Source organism: Pseudoalteromonas xiamenensis, assembly GCF_030994125.1.
Classification (GTDB): domain Bacteria; phylum Pseudomonadota; class Gammaproteobacteria; order Enterobacterales; family Alteromonadaceae; genus Pseudoalteromonas; species Pseudoalteromonas xiamenensis_B.
Genome location: NZ_CP099917.1, coordinates 1,480,652 through 1,499,828 on the forward strand (window position 1 = coordinate 1,480,652; position 19,177 = coordinate 1,499,828).

Sequence of the window (19,177 nt, forward strand, 5' to 3'; positions counted from 1 at the left end):
ACCACACTCCCTTGACCTTCTAGACCAGCTCGTTAGACTATTAGCAAAGAACTTATTGAGAATAACGATGGCTACTATTGTCGCATGCCCTACTTGCCAAGCGGATGTTATTTGGTCTGATAAAAGCCCTTATCGCCCTTTTTGCAGCAAGCGCTGTCAACTCATTGACCTTGGAGAATGGTCAATGGAAAACCATAAGATTTCATCGGTACTAAACACTGAGCACACACTATCAGAGGAAGACAAGCAACGCTTAATCGAAGAAGCTGAGGCTATGTTGGCAAAAAATCAAGACGATTTCTTTCAATAACGCGATTGGATCTATTGGTGAGCATCTAGCGCTCACCTATCCTTTGACAACTTGTCATCCTGCCACTAGAGTTTTTGTCCAATTCAATTCATTCCCATCACTCTCAAACAACCTATTACATAAAACAAATTAGTAAAGAATTATCTCTGGGAGAATGTTTGAACTAGATCGTTGTATGCAGGGCTCCAATGGGAACATTGAATGAATCGATTAGGACGTTAGTACAAACCACAAAATTCAGGCATAAAAAAACCCCAACCAAATAGGTTAGGGTTAGTAAAGTGGTACCAGTGGACGGACTTGAACCGTCACGCCCGAAGGCAACGGATTTTGAATCCGTCATGTCTACCAATTCCATCACACTGGCATCATTTTTCTTTAATCTTCTAAAATTAAAAGATAAAGAAAAACCACTTTGAGCTTGGGCTTTGTTTATATGCCCTCGTCTCTATGCTTTGCATTATACAAATATCTTTTGTCGCAGCAAGCAATTTTTTGATTCCCAAGCGTTAACTGCTGCTTCTTTGAACAAAACACCAACATCACTGCACTTTTAGGGTCATTGGTGTAAAATAGGCAAAGTTTATTTTTGAGGTTCCCCATGTCTGAATTTCCTAATGCGGGATTTTTCCGCCGTTTAGCTGCATTGCTTTATGATGGTTTAGTGGTAATCGCTTTCGCCATGTTATCGACAGTTTTATTTCTTTTACTCGTGCAAGGAGCGATTAGCCTTGGATGGCTATCAATGTCGGGGCATGAAGATATTTCCGCTTTTGTTCAAGACACACCTTTGCTCTATTGGCTACGTTTAGCATTATTAATTTGTGTTTCGGTGTTTTTCTTTACGTACTTCTGGAAAAAAGTGGGCAAACGATTGGTATGCGCGCCTGGCGTCTTCAGGTTGTGACCACTGACGGAACACCTTTATCATGGGGTAAAGCAGCACTGCGCAGCGTATGCGCGTTATTAGGTTTAGGAAATCTATTGGTGCTCATCGATTTCAAACATAAAAGAGCTTTGCAAGACCGGCTGACTGGCACGAATGTCATTGTCTTGAGTAAAGAAGAAAATCGCCGAGTCTATCGTTCATTAGATTAAATTCACGCGGATAAGGTCTACATATTAAAAACAAAAAGTCGCCAACGCGACTTTTTGTTTCAATTCTCACGCTAAAAATTAGGTTCGTCGTTTTAGCAAATAGCTTGCAAATACGATGAACAAGATGCTTGGCATTATTGCACCAAAGGCTGCTGGTACTTGGTAGACCATTACGATAGGACCAAAAATTTCATTCGTAAGATGGAAAGCAATGCCTGTAACTACACCCATTATAATACGAGCCCCCATACTAACAGAACGGAGCGGGCCAAAGATAAACGACAGTGCTACGAGCAGCATGACTCCCACAGTAATAGGTTGCACTATCTTTCTCCAAAGCGCTAATTCATAGGTACTCGTGTCCTGATCGTTTTGCTTTAAATAGCCTAGATAAGACCAAAGACCAGAAAAAGACAAAGAATCAGGGTCAATTGAAACCACACCCAATTTTTCAGCGTTCAATGCCGACGAATAAAATAACTCTGCTTGTTTATTCGAATTGATAGATTCGCCATCTAAGCTGACCGTTTCAACCCCTTTGAATAGCCAACCATCATTGCGTGCATGACCAGATTTAGCCCTGATGATCGAATTTAAGCTAAGCGCCTCATCAAATTGATAAATATTAATATCTTGCAAAATTCCGAGCTGATCAACATTGGCGATGTTAATGAAATTATTGCCGTCTTTTGCCCAAATTCCCTTTTGCGCATTGAAGACCTCACCGCCATGAATTGCACGACTTTTCAAATCATGTGCAATTTTCTCGGCTTGTGGAGCACCCCACTCCCCAATAGCCATCATGCATAATGCAAGTAGAACGGCAGTTTTCATTACCGAAGAGATAATCTGCAATCGGGACATTCCAGCAGCTTGCATAACGATCAATTCACTGTTCGATGCCAGTGCACCAAGTCCTGTCAGGCCACCAATCAACACAGCCATAGGGAAAAAGACGACCAACTCTCCCGGCACACTGTAAAGCGTGTATAAGAGCGCGTCCATGATATCAAAAGTACCACGCCCAACGGATTTCAATTGTTCAATAAACTTGATAAGCGTACTTATACCGACAAGGACTAATAGCGTAAAACCGGTAGTTTGAACAAGGCTACGTCCCAAATACACATCTAAGGTTCTTATCATAATGTGCTCTCTCTGCGCAGAAAGATCGAACGTAACCATACGCCAATTGGACGCCCCTTAACGATAAGATAAGCACCTATAAACAACGCACTTAAATGGATCCACCAAAGTCCAATGGAGGGTGGTATCTTCCCGTCGGCCACAGCAAAACGCGCAGCATTGAGTAAAATAAAATAGCCAAGATATAGACTAATTGCAGGGACCAACTTAGCAAATTTACCTTGCCTTGGGTTCACTACACTAAGCGGAACGGCAATTAACGTCAGTAATGGGATGGCCAAAGGAATTGCTATCCGCCATTGAAATTGAGCAACGGCTTCAGGTGTTTTCATTTCAAGAAGTTTTATGGTTGGAACCGCTTCTAGCTTTCGACGTTGGTGTTCTATCGCCTGCTCACGGATCTGGACCTGATAACTCGAAAACTCCGTAATGTTCATCGATAAATTACTTTCATCCGTTTCGTATCGTTTACCCGTACCTAGCAGCAATTGCTGTTCACCACTTTCGGATTCCAATACTTTACCTGACTGAGCATATACAATACGAGCGGTTTGATTAGAATCTTTACTCGGCAATTGGGCAACGAATACTTTGTGTAAATCGGTCCCCCCATTATCGATATTGTGTACAAACACCACTGCCTTTTCGTTTCCGGTTTGTTGAAAGCGCCCAGCTCTTAGCGTAGACAGCCCAGACTCTGCATCTGCTTGCTCTCGAAGTTGATATTCTTTTTCACTTGCCCAAGGCGCGATGTAAAGCGTAAGCACCGCTGCCAATACGGCTAAAATTCCACTGGATATAAGCGTAACACGCACAACATACCATTCACTTACCCCACAAGCCCGTAACACCGTCATTTCACTATCTGCATAGATGCGGCTGTATGCGAGTATGATCCCGAGGAATAAACTGAGTGGCAGTATTAACGATGCCAACTGCGGTAATTTCAGTGCCAAAAAAGCAAGTACTAACTTGCCAGGTATGCTGCCTTCGGACGCGGAGCTTAGGATCACCACAAAGCGCTGCGACAAAAAGATAGTCATCAATGTAAGGAAAACCGCTATCTGAGATTTCAGAACTTCAGCAGTTAAATAACGAAAAATTAGCAATGTTTGCCCCTATAAGCGTCTTATTTCACTGGAATAGTGCAAAAAATTGGGTAAACTCTTTATTTTAGTCACTTTATTATATGCCAACAGTGCCAATAATCCTACCAACTGTTTGGGCCAATTTAAGAAATATAAGGCCTTTACTGGTATTGATGAAAAATGGCGTATAAAGTTCAAATTGACCTATCACAGACTCAGGAGTCGCAATGGAATTCAGCGTAAAAAGCGGTAGTCCAGAAAAACAACGAAGCGCATGTATCGTCGTGGGTGTCTATGAACCACGTCGCCTATCACCTATCGGTGAGCAACTCGACAAAATCAGTGAAGGATACATTTCTAATTTACTTCGTCGCGGCGATATCGAAGGTAAAACCGGACAAGTATTATTGTTACATCATGTACCAAATATTCTTAGTGAGCGCGTACTACTTGTCGGTTGCGGCAAAGAGCGTGAGCTCGATGATAAACAGTACAAACAAATTATTTCAAAAACCATCAATACCCTTAATGAAACAGGGTCAATGGAGGCGGTTTGCTTTTTAACAGAGCAACATGTGAAAAGTCGTGATACGTACTGGAAAGTAAGGCAAGCTGTTGAAACAACACAGGATTGCTTATATACCTTCAATCAACTCAAGAGCAAAAAAAGCGATTTGCGCAGACCACTTCGTAAAATCGTGTTCAATGTACCAACACGTCGCGAACTACCAATTGGCGAAACGGCCATCGAGCACGGTTTAGCGATTGCATCAGGAGCTAAGCTGTGTAAAGACGTGGCCAACATGCCACCGAATATCTGTAATGCAGCATATCTTGGCGAACAAGCAAAAATTCTCGAGAACGAATTTGGCAATGTGACGGTGAATCTAGTCGGTGAAAAAGAAATGGAAGATCTTGGCATGCATTCCTATCTTGCTGTAGGACGAGGCAGTGCTAACGAATCCATCATGTCTGTTATCCATTACACTGGTGCTCCAGACTCACAAGCTCCTGTTGTATTTGTCGGTAAAGGGCTTACGTTTGATTCAGGTGGTATCTCAATCAAGCCTGGCGAAGCCATGGATGAGATGAAATACGATATGGGCGGCGCGGCATCGGTTTTAGGTTTAATGCGTACCGTTGCAGAGCTCAAACTCCCGCTTAATGTCATTGGTATTTTGGCTGGCTGTGAAAACATGCCAAGCGCTAACGCCTATCGTCCAGGAGATATCCTTACCACGATGTCAGGCCAAACGGTTGAAGTATTAAATACCGATGCAGAAGGTCGTCTGGTGCTATGTGACGCGTTAACGTATGTAGAACAATTTGAGCCAGAAACAGTTGTTGATGTAGCAACACTCACTGGCGCGTGTATTGTCGCCCTTGGTCATCATGCTACAGGCTTGCTTTCAAACCACAACCCGCTCGCACACGACATCTTAAAAGCGTCTGAACAAAGTGGCGACCGCGCTTGGCAATTGCCGCTTTGGGATGATTACCAAGAGCAACTCGAAAGCCCATTTGCTGACTTTACAAACCTTGGAGGTCGCGCTGCTGGCACGATCACAGCCGCATGCTTCTTATCTAAATTTACCAAAAAATACAATTGGGCACATTTAGATATTGCAGGTACAGCGTGGCGTAGTGGCAAAAACAAAGGCGCAACTGGTCGTCCGGTGCCATTGTTAACGCAATATTTGCTAAATAGAGCAAACATCGGTCAGGGTCAGGCAGATTAGTCCCTTTTTTGCTCTGTAAAGCGCCCTTTCGAGGCGCGTCGACGATTGAAGGAAACCGCATTCTGTGTCAGAATGCGGTTTTATTTTTAGCCGTCGAATTGATAACCAAAACAGCTGGTTTCATGTCGTTTTAGCGCAATGCTTTACCTCACGATTTGACCGCGTCGGATTCAAAAAATAGCCGTTATATGACCACAAATGCATGTTTCTATGTGCTAAACCAAGAGCATGGGCCGGACACGACAGTACCGGCTCATTTTGATTTAGCCGCCAAAATCGCATTAGAGCAGTTTCGCTCTGGTGAACGTGTGTTTGTCTACATCGATGACATTGCTTTGGCGCATCAGTTCGATGAACATTTATGGCAATTTGAAGCTGACAGTTTTGTGCCTCACAATTTGCAAGGTGAAGGACCAAAAGGTGGCGCGCCAGTTGAAATCGGTGTGACTCCGCCCGTAGGCCGTCGAACAGTACTCATTAATTTATCGATGACACTGCCGGACTTCATTCGACGTTTTAATCAAGTATTTGATTTTGTGCCCGTTGAGGCAGTGCAAAAACAAGCCGCTCGAGAACGATTTAAGCAACTTAGGCAGCTTGGTGCAGTGCTTTCAACTCAAGAAATCTCGCAATAAAAGTATATTTTAAGGTTCTGTGTAATGGATAAAACCTATAATCCACAAGATATTGAACAGTCTTTATATCAAGACTGGGAAAGCAATGGCTACTTTAAACCGTCAGGCCAAGGTGAAGCGTACTCCATCATGATCCCGCCACCGAATGTCACCGGTAGCTTACACATGGGCCATGCATTCCAAGACACCATTATGGATACGCTTATTCGTTATAAGCGCATGAATGGTAACAACACACTTTGGCAAGTCGGTACAGACCATGCGGGTATTGCAACGCAAATGGTTGTAGAGCGTAAATTAGCCGCAGAAGAAGGAAAAAGCCGCCACGATTTAGGCCGCGATGAATTCATTAAGAAAGTGTGGGAATGGAAAGGCGAATCAGGCGGCACGATAACACGCCAACTTCGTCGTTTAGGCGCGTCGGTTGATTGGGATCGCGAACGTTTTACGATGGATGAAGGTTTATCAAACGCGGTTAAAGAAGTGTTTGTTCGCCTTTATCAAGATGACCTTATTTATCGTGGTAAACGCTTAGTAAACTGGGACCCGAAATTACACACAGCGATTTCTGACCTTGAAGTTGAAAACAAAGACAAGCAAGGCCACATGTGGAACCTACGCTATCCCCTAGCCGATGGCGTTAAAACGAAAGATGGCAAAGATTATATTGTCGTTGCAACTACTCGTCCAGAAACCATGCTAGGCGACACAGGTGTTGCCGTTAACCCTGACGACGAACGTTACCAAGATCTGATTGGTAAAGAGATTTTACTTCCTATCGTAAATCGTCGTATCCCTATCCTTGCCGACGAACATGCGGACATGGAAAAAGGTACTGGCTGTGTGAAAATCACACCAGCCCATGACTTCAACGATAATGAAGTAGGTAAACGTCATCAACTTCCGATGATCAACGTGTTCAACAAAGACGCGGCAATTTTGATTACGGGTGAAACCTATACGTTTGACGGTAAAGAACTCGACCTAGATGCACCAATTCCTGAGCGTTTCCATGGTCTTGACCGTTTCGATGCGCGTGCAAAAATTGTAGAAGAGTTTGAGCAAGCCGGTTTATTGGAAAAAATCGACGATCACAGTTTAACCGTTCCTTATGGCGACCGTTCTGGCGTTATCATCGAGCCTTTACTTACTGACCAATGGTACGTAAAAGTTGCTCCGCTTGCAGAGCAAGCCGTTAAAGCGGTAGAAGACGGTGAAATCCAGTTCGTACCTAAGCAATACGAAAATATGTACTTCTCATGGATGCGTGACGTTCAAGATTGGTGTATTTCACGTCAATTGTGGTGGGGTCACCGTATTCCAGCTTGGTATGACGAAGCGGGCAACGTCTATGTTGGTCGTGATGAAGCGGAAGTTCGTACAGAGCATAACCTAGGCGCGGATGTCGTACTTGCACAGGATGAAGACGTATTAGATACGTGGTTCTCATCAGCACTTTGGACATTCTCGACACAAGGTTGGCCAGAGCAAACGGAAGACTTAAAAGTATTCCACCCTTCGGACGTGCTTGTAACGGGTTTCGACATCATTTTCTTCTGGGTTGCACGTATGATTATGATGACGATGCACTTCGTGAAAGATGAGAATGGTAAACCACAAGTACCATTTAAAACAGTATACGTGACGGGTCTAATTCGTGACGAAAACGGCGATAAAATGTCGAAGTCTAAAGGTAACGTATTAGACCCTCTCGATATGATAGATGGTATCGATCTTGAAAGCTTAGTTGAAAAGCGCACTGGCAACATGATGCAACCTCAGCTAGCGCAAAAGATTGAAAAAAATACGCGCAAGACCTTTGTTGATGGTATTGAAGCACACGGAACCGATGCGCTGCGCTTTACATTGGCTGCGATGGCGTCAACTGGTCGTGACATCAATTGGGATATGAACCGCTTAGAAGGCTATCGCAACTTCTGTAACAAGCTTTGGAACGCAAGCCGTTATGTATTGATGAATACCGAAGAACAGGATTGTGGTTTCAATGGTGGCGACAAACAGCTGTCTCTTGCCGATCGCTGGATCTTAGGTCAGTTCCAACACACCGTAAAAACGTTCCGTGAACACTTAGATAACTACCGTTTTGACCTTGCTGCAAACACGGTATATGAATTTACGTGGAACCAGTTCTGCGATTGGTACTTAGAGTTAACAAAACCTGTCCTATTCAAAGGCTCTGAAGTCGAACAACGTGGCACACGCCACACGTTGATCACAGTGCTTGAAGGTTTGCTACGCTTAATGCACCCACTGATGCCATACATCACCGAGACTATTTGGAAACGTGTTGCACCGCTTGCAGGCATTGAAGCTTCAACAATCATGCTACAAAGCTTCCCTGGCTTCGATGAATCTCAAGTTGATTCCGAAGCGATGGCGGATCTTGAATGGGTAAAACAGTTCATCCTTGCTGTACGTAATATCCGCGGCGAGATGGACATTAGTCCAAGTAAGCCTCTAAACGTATTACTTGCAGGTGTTAGCGCAGAAGACAAGCGTCGTATCGATAGTAACAGTGCATTCTTGAGTTCACTTGCAAAACTAGAAAGTTTTACAGTACTTGAAAATAAAGATGATGCACCTGCATCTGCAACCGCATTTATCGGTGATTTAGCAATCATGATCCCGATGGCAGGCTTAATTGATGTTGAAGCTGAACTTGCACGTATTGAAAAGCAATTAGAAAAAGCAGAGAAAGGCTTAGCTCAGGTAAGCAACAAGCTTGCAAACGAAAAGTTTGTAAACAATGCGCCACCAGCAGTTCTGGCGAAAGAGCATGAGAAACTTGCTGAGTACCAAGATGCAAAAGATAAGCTACTCGCTCAAAAAGCGAAGATTGAAAGCTTATAATCAGCCGCTTGCCAAAAAAGCCACCCTTTAAGGTGGCTTTTTTATTTCAGAAAACAAAAACGCGAGGCATCAGAACCTCGCGTTTTTTATCAAACTAATCTTTGATTAGAATTGATAGTTGTACTGCGCACCAACGATCGCTGCATGTCCGCGAGACTCAAAACCCCATGCACTGCCAAAGTTATCATGCTCAACAAAGTTCTGTGTTTTACCACGAAGAATGCTCGCACCTAAATCAATGCTGCTATGGTCGTCTAACTGATACTCACCACCAAACGAGAACCAAATACGATCGGTATCTGGGATTGAAATAGACAAGTGCGCATCGTCAGCTGGAGAGGTGTCATACGCAAGACCCATACGAAGCTTTAATGCTTTCGAGAAACGATATTCAGAGCCCACAGCGTAACGCCAAGAATCTGAGAATGATTCGTTCTTGGTAAATACCGTTCCACGACCTTCAACATCTGCCGCAAGTGTTTGGAAACTATCCCAACCCGTCCACATGACACTTGCATGAACGGTTACGATGTCATTCCACTGATGTGTTGCTGACAACTCAGCGATAGCTGGAAGCGTTAAGTCCACAGAACCTGGAAGTTTAGCAGATGCAGTGCCATAAAATGGTGGAGTTGCAGGCAATTGGTTGCTGAAATCACCTTCGAATTTAATGTCTGTTTCGCTACGGTAGCTAAGACCAAAGCGAGTCTTTGCATCCATTTGGTAAGATGCACCAACATGCCAACCGAACGCACTGTCATCCCCCTCTAGACGAACCGCTTCCGTTTGTGCCGGTACGTTGAATGGGTTAGCACCGAGATTACGTACAATCTTTGCATCCGCATAGACATGGTCAAGACCAAATGCGACTGACCACTGTTCGTCAACTTTGTATGCAACGCTTAAATTTGTGTTGATCGTGACAATTTCTGTTTCGCCTGCCAGTTGACCCGCTGCATAATCGCTCTCAAAATCCGTAGCCAGACCGAATTGAGAGTAAATACCTGCACCAATGAACCACTGATCATTCAGAGCACGAGTGTAATAAACCGCAGGTACAATCGCGCTTGGCGCAATGCTACTTTCGTCAAGTACATTTGCAGGAAGGCCATTATTTGTTGAAGTGCCATCTAGGCTCACATCAGGTTCAACGTACATCGCCGCAACAGAAAGTTGTGCACTGCTGAATTGAGTCATAAGTGCCGCATTACGACCTACAACAGATGCATCGTCAGCAGCACTTGCTTCACCAGCATACGCGCGACCAAGACCTGAAACGTTTTGCTCTGCTAGTTGAAACGCAGCACCAAAAGACTGTGCTGAAAGACCGGCTAAGCTTAATGCTAGTAGTGATTTAGTAAATAATTTCATTCTCAAATCCCATATGTTTTTTCGATTTGGCTTACATACCAAATTTAATCGATACGCACCCTAGCGAATTTTTTATAAAAAAGCTTCTTGTTCTCGACTTATCACTGTCCGATCGCACACAAAAGCACCACACTTGAACTTTTTGTAAACAGATTAGACCACTCATTGATTTAATTGATAATAATTATCATTTATATTGAAAGAAAAAACAGAAGCAATTACACTACTTAGGTCGTGTATTTTAAATTGGGTGTATCATGGAATGGCTCTTACTCACCGCAGGTCTTGTGTTATGTGGCGTCAGTTGTTTTTATTTCTTGAAAGCAAATGAGTGTGCCTGTGCTAATGCGAAACACTGCAAAAAGCCAATTGATTTCTATTGGATAGCCGCAATTTCCAGCGCGGTACTGGCTCTGTCACTGTGTTGCCTTGCTTTTCACAGTCAACTTGGTTCTCTAATTTGGATCGTGATGATGACAGGCTGTTTTTCAGGGGCGAGTTGGGCTGGAATAAGACGGAATAAACGCAGATGCCAAAAGCGAATGTCTAAACCAACAAATGATCTTTTAACAAACGGCTGAGGTTAATTTGGTAATCCAGCGGCTTAACCGCGGCGATGATTTTAACACCATGCTCCGGTTCACTTAAATCAAGTTCTTTCGCAGTGATATGATGGTTATGCTTCGTGTTGTAAAAGATACGCACTTTTGGCGCTGTAGGCTGCAACCTATTTCCCTCAAGCACCAAAGCTAAACGTTCATTAGTCAGTTTTACTATCGTGCCTACCGGATGAACCCCCATACATTTTATAAATCGCTGCACAAGTTCCGGGTCAAACAACTGCTTATTCGTCAGTAGATAACGCAGTGCATGAACTGGCTCATTACCACTCGCGTGTGGTCTATCCGCAGTGATTGCATCATACACGTCAACAATGGCCATAATACGTGCCACTTTAGAAATGTTTTCAGCCTTGAGGCCTCTTGGATAACCTGTACCATCCAGTCGCTCATGATGGTTAACTATCATGTCCATCACGATTTTCGACAAACCAGCCTCACCTTTGACCAACCCCAATGATTGCGAAACGTGTTTTTCAAGCGCTTTCATTTCATGAAAGGTCAGCTTACTGTCTTTATTTAAGATACCTTGAGGTAATTTAGCATGTCCCACATCGTGCAACATTGCTCCAAGGGCTAACTGTTCAACCATGGCAGGCTTTAACCCGAGGTATTTCGCAAAAACAGTGACCAAAATGGTGCAATTGATCATGTGACGCCAATTGTAATTATCTTTGTCACGCAAACGCGTCATAATCGCCATCGCATTCGAGTTACGAAATACGGATTCGACAATTTCTTTGCTGACTTCGTTGACTAATCCCATGTCAACTCGCATGCCTGCGGTGATATCACCGTAAAGCGTCTGGACTTTGCGATTGTGTTGCTCAAATTGTTGAATAGCTTGAGCAAACTCTTTTTCAAGTGAAACGAGCTCTTGTTGCTTTTGACTTTTTGGTTCTACAGGCTTTTTAACGACCTTTTTCGCTGTCGATAATGTCCCATCGGGCTTTGATAGTGGTTTATCCGGCTCAAGCTCAACAATTGGTGTTGGAGGCTTAGGTTGGTATTTGTCAGGGATTGAAATTTCACTTTGTGTGAAATCAATTTTAAGCTCTAAAACCCCTTTGGCTTTGAGCTGTTTGATGATCCCGCTATCACGCACCATTCCTCGAGATTTGATCTTAACTTTAGAATTACCGCTTTGCTTGCTAACACTGTCAACAAACATTCCTGGCTGTAGTTCTGTAATCGGTAGCGTGACCAGCATGAAGTCGATTTTTCACACAAAGGGAACAAGACGCGATTATTAGCATTTTTTTATTGGTCTTGTCTAGATTAACGAAAATAATTAATAAAATGTTATTAGTGATTTGGCTCACTCGTGCTCAAAACAAATCAGGCCGAACACCGTCGGCCTGATATCGCACAAAGCAGATTTACTCTTGAAAGTAAGTGCCCCAACCGTCGTATTCAACGCCTGTTTGCGTTGCAAGCGCGGCTAATTTATCAACGTCTTCCATGATCGCTTCAACGTCTAGCTCACATTCAACAACAATATCAAAGCCCCAAATAGTACCGCCTTCTTCCAGTTCTAATTCGGCTGGTTCTTCAACATCGTATCCGAGTTTAAAAGCGGCTAATGCGGCTTGTTCTAATTTATCAAAGTCTTCACATACAAAGTGGTGTTCCACTTCATATAACAATTCAGGGTTAGAACCATCTTCTAGCAACGACTCAACGATGTCTTCGCTGATCTCACGCCAATTTTCCATTCGCTTCTCTCACTTTATCATCAAGGTGTGCAATTCTTTGTGCCATCAGTTCGTGAGTCGCTTGTGCATGGTCTCGTGCACTTACACTCTCATCGAGCATCAAAGGCTCCATCATATCGATAAATATTGTACCATTGTCCCAACGATTTAGCTTTATAAGCTTATGTGTTGAATTCATACATACAGGAACGACAGGTACTTTGGCATTTAGTGCAGTGTGGAAAGCACCCGTTTTAAACGGTAAAAGTCCGCGTCCGTAGCTTCGAGTCCCCTCTGGAAACATCCATACGGATACACCATCTTCTTTTATTTTACTTGCTGCTTTACCAAGTGTGCCGACCGCTTTGGAACGATTGCCACGATCAATTAGAATATTGCCAGAAAGCCAATAAAGCTGCCCAAAAAATGGGATCCATTTTAAGCTTTTCTTTCCCATACTTACCGTATTTTTCGGCACAGCCCCTGGCAAAGTAAACAAATCATAGTTGTTTTGGTGATTAGCAACGTAAATAGCTGGACCAATGTCATCGATACCTTGCGCACGACTAATCACAACGTTGACACCTAAAATACGTGCCATACTACCAAACCATGAGGCCACGATATGTACGTTATTTTTGTGGAATGGTTTGAATAAACAAAGCACTAAACCGCATAAAGCGCTCATCACGATAAATATCGCCATCGCGATAATTCGAACTACAGCAAGCAACGGGAACTCTCCGTATAGTAAAACTGGGGGCATTATACCGCGTACAGCGAACACTTGTAAGCTCAAATTAGTTGCAATAATTGTCGACACGGTATTCGTTGAGTCGCTGGTGAATTTTAAAAGTATGAAACAAGATATGATGGGATAAGAAAAAGCTCGCATGATGCGAGCTTTTTCTTGAAGAGCAATGAATTACGCTTTTTCTTGCAAGAAACGAGCAATAGTTCTGAAACCTAACGTTGTTGCTCCCGCAGACCAATCTGCAGAAGCGTTGTCTCTAAAACACGCCGCTAAGTCTAAATGGATCCAACCTTGACCATCGTTTGGAACGAAACGAGATAAGAATCCAGCGGCATTCGATGCGCCACCAGCTCCACCGCCTTTGACTGGGCGACTGTTTGCCGTATCCGCATAAGCAGATGGGCAAGCGTTTTGATGCCATTTTTCAAGTGGCAATGGCCAAACTGCTTCACTTTCCAGTTCAGCAAACTGGCAAACTTCACGCACTAGGGGCTTATCGAGCCCAAAAATCGCATTGTATTCCTGACCTACGGCCATTAACGCAGCTCCAGTCAACGTCGCCGCATCAAGAATCAATGGCGCACCCGTTTCAGCTGCTGCCATCAAACCATCTGCAAGCACTAAACGACCTTCCGCATCTGTATTCACAATTTCAACTGAGGTGCCATTTTTATAGGTAAGAATGTCACCTAGTTTATATGCATGGCCTGAGATTAAGTTTTCCGCACAGCATAAAAATAGTTTAATGCGCTTTTGAATGCCTCGTTGAATCGCCAAAGCAAGACCTGCAGTCACCGTTGCGGCACCGCCCATGTCACATTTCATGCCCAGCATACCTTCACTTGCTTTGATTGAGTAACCACCTGAATCGAACGTGATCCCTTTACCAACTAAAGCGGCACTGACAGGTGCATCGTCGTCACCTGTCGGGTTGTAATCAAGTTCTAATAGCACCGGAGGACGTTCACTACCACGACCAACTTCATGAATACCAATCCATTGTTGTTCTAACAACGCTTTACCTTTGATGATTTGGTAACTTACGTGCTCTGGAGCAAGAGACTGGATAAACTCAGCCGCTTTACCAGCAAGGCTCTCAGGGTAAATGTCTTCTGCAGTACCGTTAATCATTTGACGTGCCCAAGTGGCACTGACTTTTAATGCTTCAAGCGCTGCCAAATCACTGTTCGTATTATCGACAAACGTCACACCACTGAGTTGTTTTGGACTGACAAAACCTTGGTAAAAGGCCCATTGTAACTCGGTAGTCCAACGCTCGCCCTGCAAGCTCACTTTCGCTAAACCTTGCGTTGCAATCGCGCGGGCAGCACGTTGAACATGTTTCAATGCACTCGCTTCTGGGAGATGAATAACCGCACCTTGGCTATCAAAGCTTGTGCCAGACTGCGCCCAAACGCCCTTTGCAGGCTCTTCACTTAGACGGACTAAAAATTGTTCAGACATGTAGTTCACTCATATTAAATGTGTTTTTCACAGTGTACACTAGCCAGAATGTCGACCCAAACATCTGCGAAGAAATAATGCTATACGTTCCGCCACTGCAAACTGGCTTAATGATTAAACGCTATAAACGCTTTTTGGTTGACCTTGACGTCAATAACCAATCCTTAACCGTGCACTGCGCAAATACGGGTCGAATGACTGGCTGTGCAGAGCCAAATACGCAGGCATATTACACCACTAGTAATAATGCAAAACGTAAATACCCGCATTCGCTTGAACTTACAACAAGCCTTGATGGTCACTTAATTTGCGTTAACACCGCACGTGCGAATACCGTTGCGATTGAAGCATTGCAGTCAGGAAAAATTGCACCGCTTGCACATTACGACAGAGTTCAAGCCGAAGTACCCTACGGCAGTGAAAAAAGCCGAATCGACGTATTACTCAGTCAATCAATAAATCCGGAGACGCATTGCTACATAGAAGTGAAGTCCGTTACGCTGTTAGAAAATGGCAATGGATACTTCCCTGATGCACCGTCCGTTCGAGGTCAAAAACACTTACGCGAATTGATGGGAATGAAAGCGCAGGGGCATCGCGCCGTTCTACTTTTTATCGTCATGCATAATGGCATTCAAAACGTACACCCTGCCGCACATATTGATCCTCATTACGCCAATTTATGTATTGACGCGCAAAAAGCAGGTGTTGAATTTCTCGCTTATCGCGCACAAGTGTCAAAAGAGGAACTTATTATTACCGACCCCTTGCCGATAATAATTAAAGGGTAACGCTTGATTATTTAAAAAAGCCCCCCATATTTGGGAAAATTATTTTTTCTACAGGTTGTTTTAACCTTCTGACTTGTCGTCAAAAATGGCTAAAACCCATCCATTTTAATTAGGTAGAATCTTGCTTTTGGCACACTAAATAGGAAAAAAGTAATTGCCTAGGTAGTAGGATTCTGCTATTTATAGCCGCCGGCGGAAGCTGGGGTAAGATTTTAAGGATTTAGGAGATTGCTATGCCAGAGCAAAAGAAACTTGGGTTGTTAGCCCAAGCTGGTTTAGAGCCGTATCAAGAAAAACCAGGCGAAGAATACATGAATGAGGCACAACTTGCCCATTTCAAACAGATTTTGGAGGCATGGCGCAACGATCTAAGAAATGAAGTAGATCGTACTAAAACGCATATGCAAGACGAAGCTGCAAACTTCCCTGATCCAGTTGACCGTGCGGCTCAAGAAGAAGAGTTCTCATTGGAACTGCGTGCACGTGACCGTGAGCGCAAACTCATCAAGAAAATTGAAAAAACGCTACAAAATATTGAAGACGACGATTTCGGATTCTGCGACTCATGTGGTATTGAAATCGGTATCCGTCGCTTAGAAGCTCGTCCTACTGCTGACCAATGTGTTGACTGTAAGACTCTTGCTGAAATTAAAGAGAAACAAACGGGACGCGGATAACCCCTCCCGGACATGCTTACCCCAGATATTCAAGGGAGCTATCGCGGTCGATTTGCTCCCTCCCCCTCCGGCCCTCTTCATTTTGGTTCACTCATCGCCGCCACAGCAAGCTACCTGGATGCAAAAATCAACCAAGGTAGATGGTTAGTTCGTATTGAAGACATTGATACGCCGAGGGTGGTCAAAGGCGCTGATACTGACATTCTTCATACGCTTGACGCATTTGGCCTTCATTGGGATGAAGACGTGGTTTGGCAAAGTCAACGACATTCGCTTTACCAAGATGTGCTTTCGACGCTGAATACTCGTCAAGAGTTGTATGCCTGCACCTGCACTCGCAAGCAAATAAAAGCACTCGGTGGTTTGTATACTGGACACTGTTTACCGTTAAACAAGGCGTTTGAACGCAATGCTTTACGTATTACTCAGACCCACCCTATTGTTACCTTTGATGATTTAATTCAAGGGCAAGTTACAACCCCTGCTGAACTGGCAAACGAAGACTACATTGTTAAGCGCAGCGATGGTCTATATGCCTATCAGTTAGTCGTGGTTGTAGACGATCACTTACAAGGTATTAGTCATGTTATCCGCGGTGCAGATCTTGTCGAACCAACTTCTCGGCAAATGAGCTTGTTTTCGCAGTTATGCTGGCCAATACCACAATATGGTCACGTGCCATTGGCGGTTCAATCGCCAGGATTTAAGCTTTCTAAGCAAAATCATGCTCCCGCTGTGGACAAGAAAAATCCAGCACCAGCCTTGCTTGCAACCCTGCAATTCCTCGGCTTATTCCCTGATAATCATGTCGACATCCACTCGGTTGATGTTTTATTGAAATGGGCAATTGAGCACTATCAACGTGAAAGCATCCCAAAAACACGTGAAATTGTCGTAAAACTAAGCGATAAAGGGTATCAATTCTCGTTGCCTACCTCTTAATTTTTATTGAGAGCTGGTATATGATAACGACCCTTATAAAATCGCCTAAACTTCAAGCTGCAAACTTGTTAGGAGAATCGTTATTATTTCCAAGCTATTCCAAATTTGCCGCCAAATAATTGGCCCTGCGAGCAAAAGTGATGATCACACGGCTACCGCGACCTTATTGCCGGAACCTGTGATTGTACCTCGCAGTGAGCATAGTATTTCGCGCAAGCAATTTAGTCCCAATGCGGTCAAAGTGCTGTACCGTTTAAAAGATGCGGGGTTTGAAGCCTATCTTGTGGGCGGTTGTATTCGTGACATATTGCTTGGATTAGAGCCAAAAGATTTCGATGTCGTGACGAATGCTAAGCCTGAAGAAATAAAACGAATTTTCCGCAACTGCAGACTCATCGGTCGCCGTTTCCGTCTTGCTCATATCGTCTTCGGTCAAGAAATTATCGAAGTAGCGACAATGCGCGGCCATCACAGTGATGAAGGAAAAAGCAACAACATCAGCCAAGCAAGTGAACATGGACAATTACTTCGTGATAATGTTTATGGAACCATTGAAGAAGACGCTGAGCGTCGTGATTTTTCAATCAATGCGCTATATTATTCCATTGAAGATTTCAGCATTCGCGATTATGCCGGTGGCCTTGCTGCAATTCGAGCTCGTCAAATAGAGCTTATTGGCGACCCTGAAACACGTTACCGAGAAGACCCCGTACGTATGTTGCGTGCAGTTCGTTTTGCGACGAAACTTGATATGGGCATCGCTCCAGCGACGAAGAACCCAATTCCACAGTTGGCGTCACTTCTTGAAAATATTCCAGCAGCTCGATTATTCGAAGAGTGCTTGAAGCTGTTTCTAAATGGCAAAGCGGAGCAAAACTTCCTAATGCTGCGTGAACTCGGCTTATTCAAGTATCTCTTCCCAACAACAGAGCGTGCCTTGAATGCATCGACTGATGGCTTTGCAGAGCGCTTTATTCAGCAAATGTTTGCAAATACCGATGCTCGAATTAACGCAGATAAAAAAGTAACGCCGGCATTTATCTTTGCCGCGCTTCTATGGCTTCCCCTTCGTCAACGTGCAGAAGCTCTTGTTGAGAAAGACGGCATGTTCGCACATGACGCTTATAATATCGCGATGAACGCCGTGTTATCCGATAGCGCGAAACAAGTGGCGGTGCCGAAACGTTTTACCATTGGCGCACGTGATATTTGGCATCTGCAATTACGTTTGGATAAACGTGGTGGTCAACGTGCCTATCGCTTGAGCTTACAACCTAAATTTAGGGCGGCTTACGACTTTTTACTTCTTCGAGTTGAAAGCGGTGAAACTGAATTGCAATCGCTCGCGGCTTGGTGGACAAATTATTTAGAAAAAGACGTGACCGGACAAAAAGACATGGTTAAGTCGCTCGATGAGCGTTCAGGCCCTCGTCGTCCTCGACGTCGTAAGCCAAGAAAGAAACCGGATCCATCATGAACCTAGTTTACATCGGACTTGGTGCGAACTTGAACGATCCGGTTGCACAATTAAGAGGTGCTATCACGGCATTGCAGGCTCACAATGAGGTAAGTAATGTTGTTGTATCTCCCTTTTATGCCTCTAAACCTATGGGTCCGCAAGATCAACCTGATTATGTAAACGCGGTTGCAGCTTTTACAACGGCTTTAACGCCCGATGCCACGTTAGACGTGCTACAACAAATCGAGCTAGATTACGGACGAGTACGAAAAGACGAACGCTGGGGTCCACGGACTCTCGACCTCGATATCTTGCTCTTCAACCAAGAAGTAGTGGAAACGGCGCGTTTAACGGTTCCTCATTATGGTATGAAGGTCAGAGAGTTTGTTATCTACCCATTATTTGATATCGCACCAGAATTGGTCATGCCATGTGGAACTCGCATTGCCGATTTAAAACAACACATTCCTGCGAATGGATTAGTCCCCTTCGCATACTAATGGTGCGCGCCAACGGAG

The 19,177-nt window shown here is 44.0% G+C and carries 16 protein-coding genes, 1 tRNA gene and 1 pseudogene; 10 read left to right on the forward strand and 8 right to left on the reverse strand.

Annotated features, from left to right (window positions below; genetic code table 11):
* Positions 1-67 precede the first annotated feature (67 nt).
* Positions 68-310, forward strand: a complete 243-nt coding sequence (gene yacG / locus NI389_RS06820; protein ID WP_308362141.1) for a DNA gyrase inhibitor YacG — start codon at positions 68-70, stop codon at positions 308-310.
* Between the two features lie 282 nt (positions 311-592).
* On the opposite strand, the gene NI389_RS06825 is transcribed toward yacG, so the two are convergent.
* Positions 593-677: transfer RNA gene (locus NI389_RS06825), tRNA-Leu, on the reverse strand.
* A 234-nt stretch (positions 678-911) separates the two neighbouring features.
* Here NI389_RS06825 and NI389_RS06830 point away from each other — a divergent pair.
* A pseudogene (locus NI389_RS06830) lies at positions 912-1,408 on the forward strand (RDD family protein).
* Positions 1,409-1,486: 78 nt separating this feature from the next.
* Here NI389_RS06830 and lptG read toward each other — a convergent pair.
* Complete coding sequence (lptG, locus tag NI389_RS06835; protein WP_308362142.1) at positions 1,487-2,554, reverse strand: LPS export ABC transporter permease LptG; 1,068 nt, start codon at positions 2,552-2,554, stop codon at positions 1,487-1,489.
* Entirely contained in the window at positions 2,551-3,663 is a 1,113-nt protein-coding gene (gene lptF / locus NI389_RS06840; protein WP_308362143.1) for an LPS export ABC transporter permease LptF, read from the reverse strand. Before lptF ends, lptG begins: the two co-directional genes overlap by 4 nt.
* A 206-nt stretch (positions 3,664-3,869) precedes the next feature.
* On the opposite strand from lptF, the gene pepA reads away from it, so the two are divergent.
* From pepA to NI389_RS06855, 3 genes are all read left to right on the forward strand, one after another.
* Positions 3,870-5,381: a leucyl aminopeptidase gene (gene pepA / locus NI389_RS06845; RefSeq protein WP_308362144.1), complete on the forward strand. Its 1,512-nt coding sequence runs from the start codon at positions 3,870-3,872 to the stop codon at positions 5,379-5,381.
* Between the two features lie 188 nt (positions 5,382-5,569).
* Positions 5,570-6,016: a DNA polymerase III subunit chi gene (locus NI389_RS06850; protein ID WP_308362145.1), complete on the forward strand. Its 447-nt coding sequence runs from the start codon at positions 5,570-5,572 to the stop codon at positions 6,014-6,016.
* A 24-nt stretch (positions 6,017-6,040) separates the two neighbouring features.
* A complete protein-coding gene (locus tag NI389_RS06855) occupies positions 6,041-8,887 on the forward strand; it encodes a valine--tRNA ligase (RefSeq protein WP_308362146.1) in 2,847 nt (948 codons plus the stop codon).
* Between the two features lie 105 nt (positions 8,888-8,992).
* On the opposite strand, the gene NI389_RS06860 is transcribed toward NI389_RS06855, so the two are convergent.
* The 5 genes from NI389_RS06860 to pepB all read right to left on the reverse strand — a co-directional run bounded on the left by NI389_RS06860 (position 8,993) and on the right by pepB (position 14,790).
* Positions 8,993-10,258, reverse strand: a complete 1,266-nt coding sequence (locus NI389_RS06860; RefSeq protein WP_308362147.1) for an outer membrane protein transport protein — start codon at positions 10,256-10,258, stop codon at positions 8,993-8,995.
* Positions 10,259-10,804: 546 nt separating this feature from the next.
* Positions 10,805-12,088: an HD-GYP domain-containing protein gene (locus tag NI389_RS06865; protein WP_308362148.1), complete on the reverse strand. Its 1,284-nt coding sequence runs from the start codon at positions 12,086-12,088 to the stop codon at positions 10,805-10,807.
* 169 nt (positions 12,089-12,257) lie between these two features.
* Positions 12,258-12,593, reverse strand: coding sequence for a ribonuclease E inhibitor RraB (gene rraB / locus NI389_RS06870; protein WP_308362149.1), 336 nt, complete (start codon positions 12,591-12,593; stop codon positions 12,258-12,260).
* A complete protein-coding gene (locus NI389_RS06875) occupies positions 12,577-13,305 on the reverse strand; it encodes a 1-acylglycerol-3-phosphate O-acyltransferase (protein WP_308362519.1) in 729 nt (242 codons plus the stop codon). Before NI389_RS06875 ends, rraB begins: the two co-directional genes overlap by 17 nt.
* A 192-nt stretch (positions 13,306-13,497) precedes the next feature.
* A complete protein-coding gene (gene pepB, locus NI389_RS06880) occupies positions 13,498-14,790 on the reverse strand; it encodes an aminopeptidase PepB (protein ID WP_308362150.1) in 1,293 nt (430 codons plus the stop codon).
* A 77-nt stretch (positions 14,791-14,867) separates the two neighbouring features.
* Between pepB and sfsA the strand changes: the two genes are divergently transcribed.
* The 5 genes from sfsA (at position 14,868) to folK (ending at position 19,159) form a co-directional block, all read left to right on the forward strand.
* Positions 14,868-15,581 carry a DNA/RNA nuclease SfsA gene (gene sfsA, locus NI389_RS06885; protein WP_308362151.1) on the forward strand — a complete coding sequence of 238 codons (714 nt, stop codon included), beginning with the start codon at positions 14,868-14,870 and terminating at the stop codon, positions 15,579-15,581.
* Positions 15,582-15,814: 233 nt separating this feature from the next.
* Positions 15,815-16,258, forward strand: a complete 444-nt coding sequence (dksA, locus tag NI389_RS06890; RefSeq protein ID WP_208844109.1) for an RNA polymerase-binding protein DksA — start codon at positions 15,815-15,817, stop codon at positions 16,256-16,258.
* 12 nt (positions 16,259-16,270) lie between these two features.
* Complete coding sequence (gene gluQRS, locus NI389_RS06895; RefSeq protein ID WP_308362152.1) at positions 16,271-17,200, forward strand: tRNA glutamyl-Q(34) synthetase GluQRS; 930 nt, start codon at positions 16,271-16,273, stop codon at positions 17,198-17,200.
* 118 nt (positions 17,201-17,318) lie between these two features.
* Positions 17,319-18,677 (forward strand): polynucleotide adenylyltransferase PcnB, encoded by a 1,359-nt coding sequence (gene pcnB / locus NI389_RS06900; RefSeq protein WP_372588625.1) that lies wholly within the window; start codon positions 17,319-17,321, stop codon positions 18,675-18,677.
* Entirely contained in the window at positions 18,674-19,159 is a 486-nt protein-coding gene (gene folK, locus NI389_RS06905; protein WP_308362153.1) for a 2-amino-4-hydroxy-6-hydroxymethyldihydropteridine diphosphokinase, read from the forward strand. Before pcnB ends, folK begins: the two co-directional genes overlap by 4 nt.
* Positions 19,160-19,177: the final 18 nt, after the last annotated feature.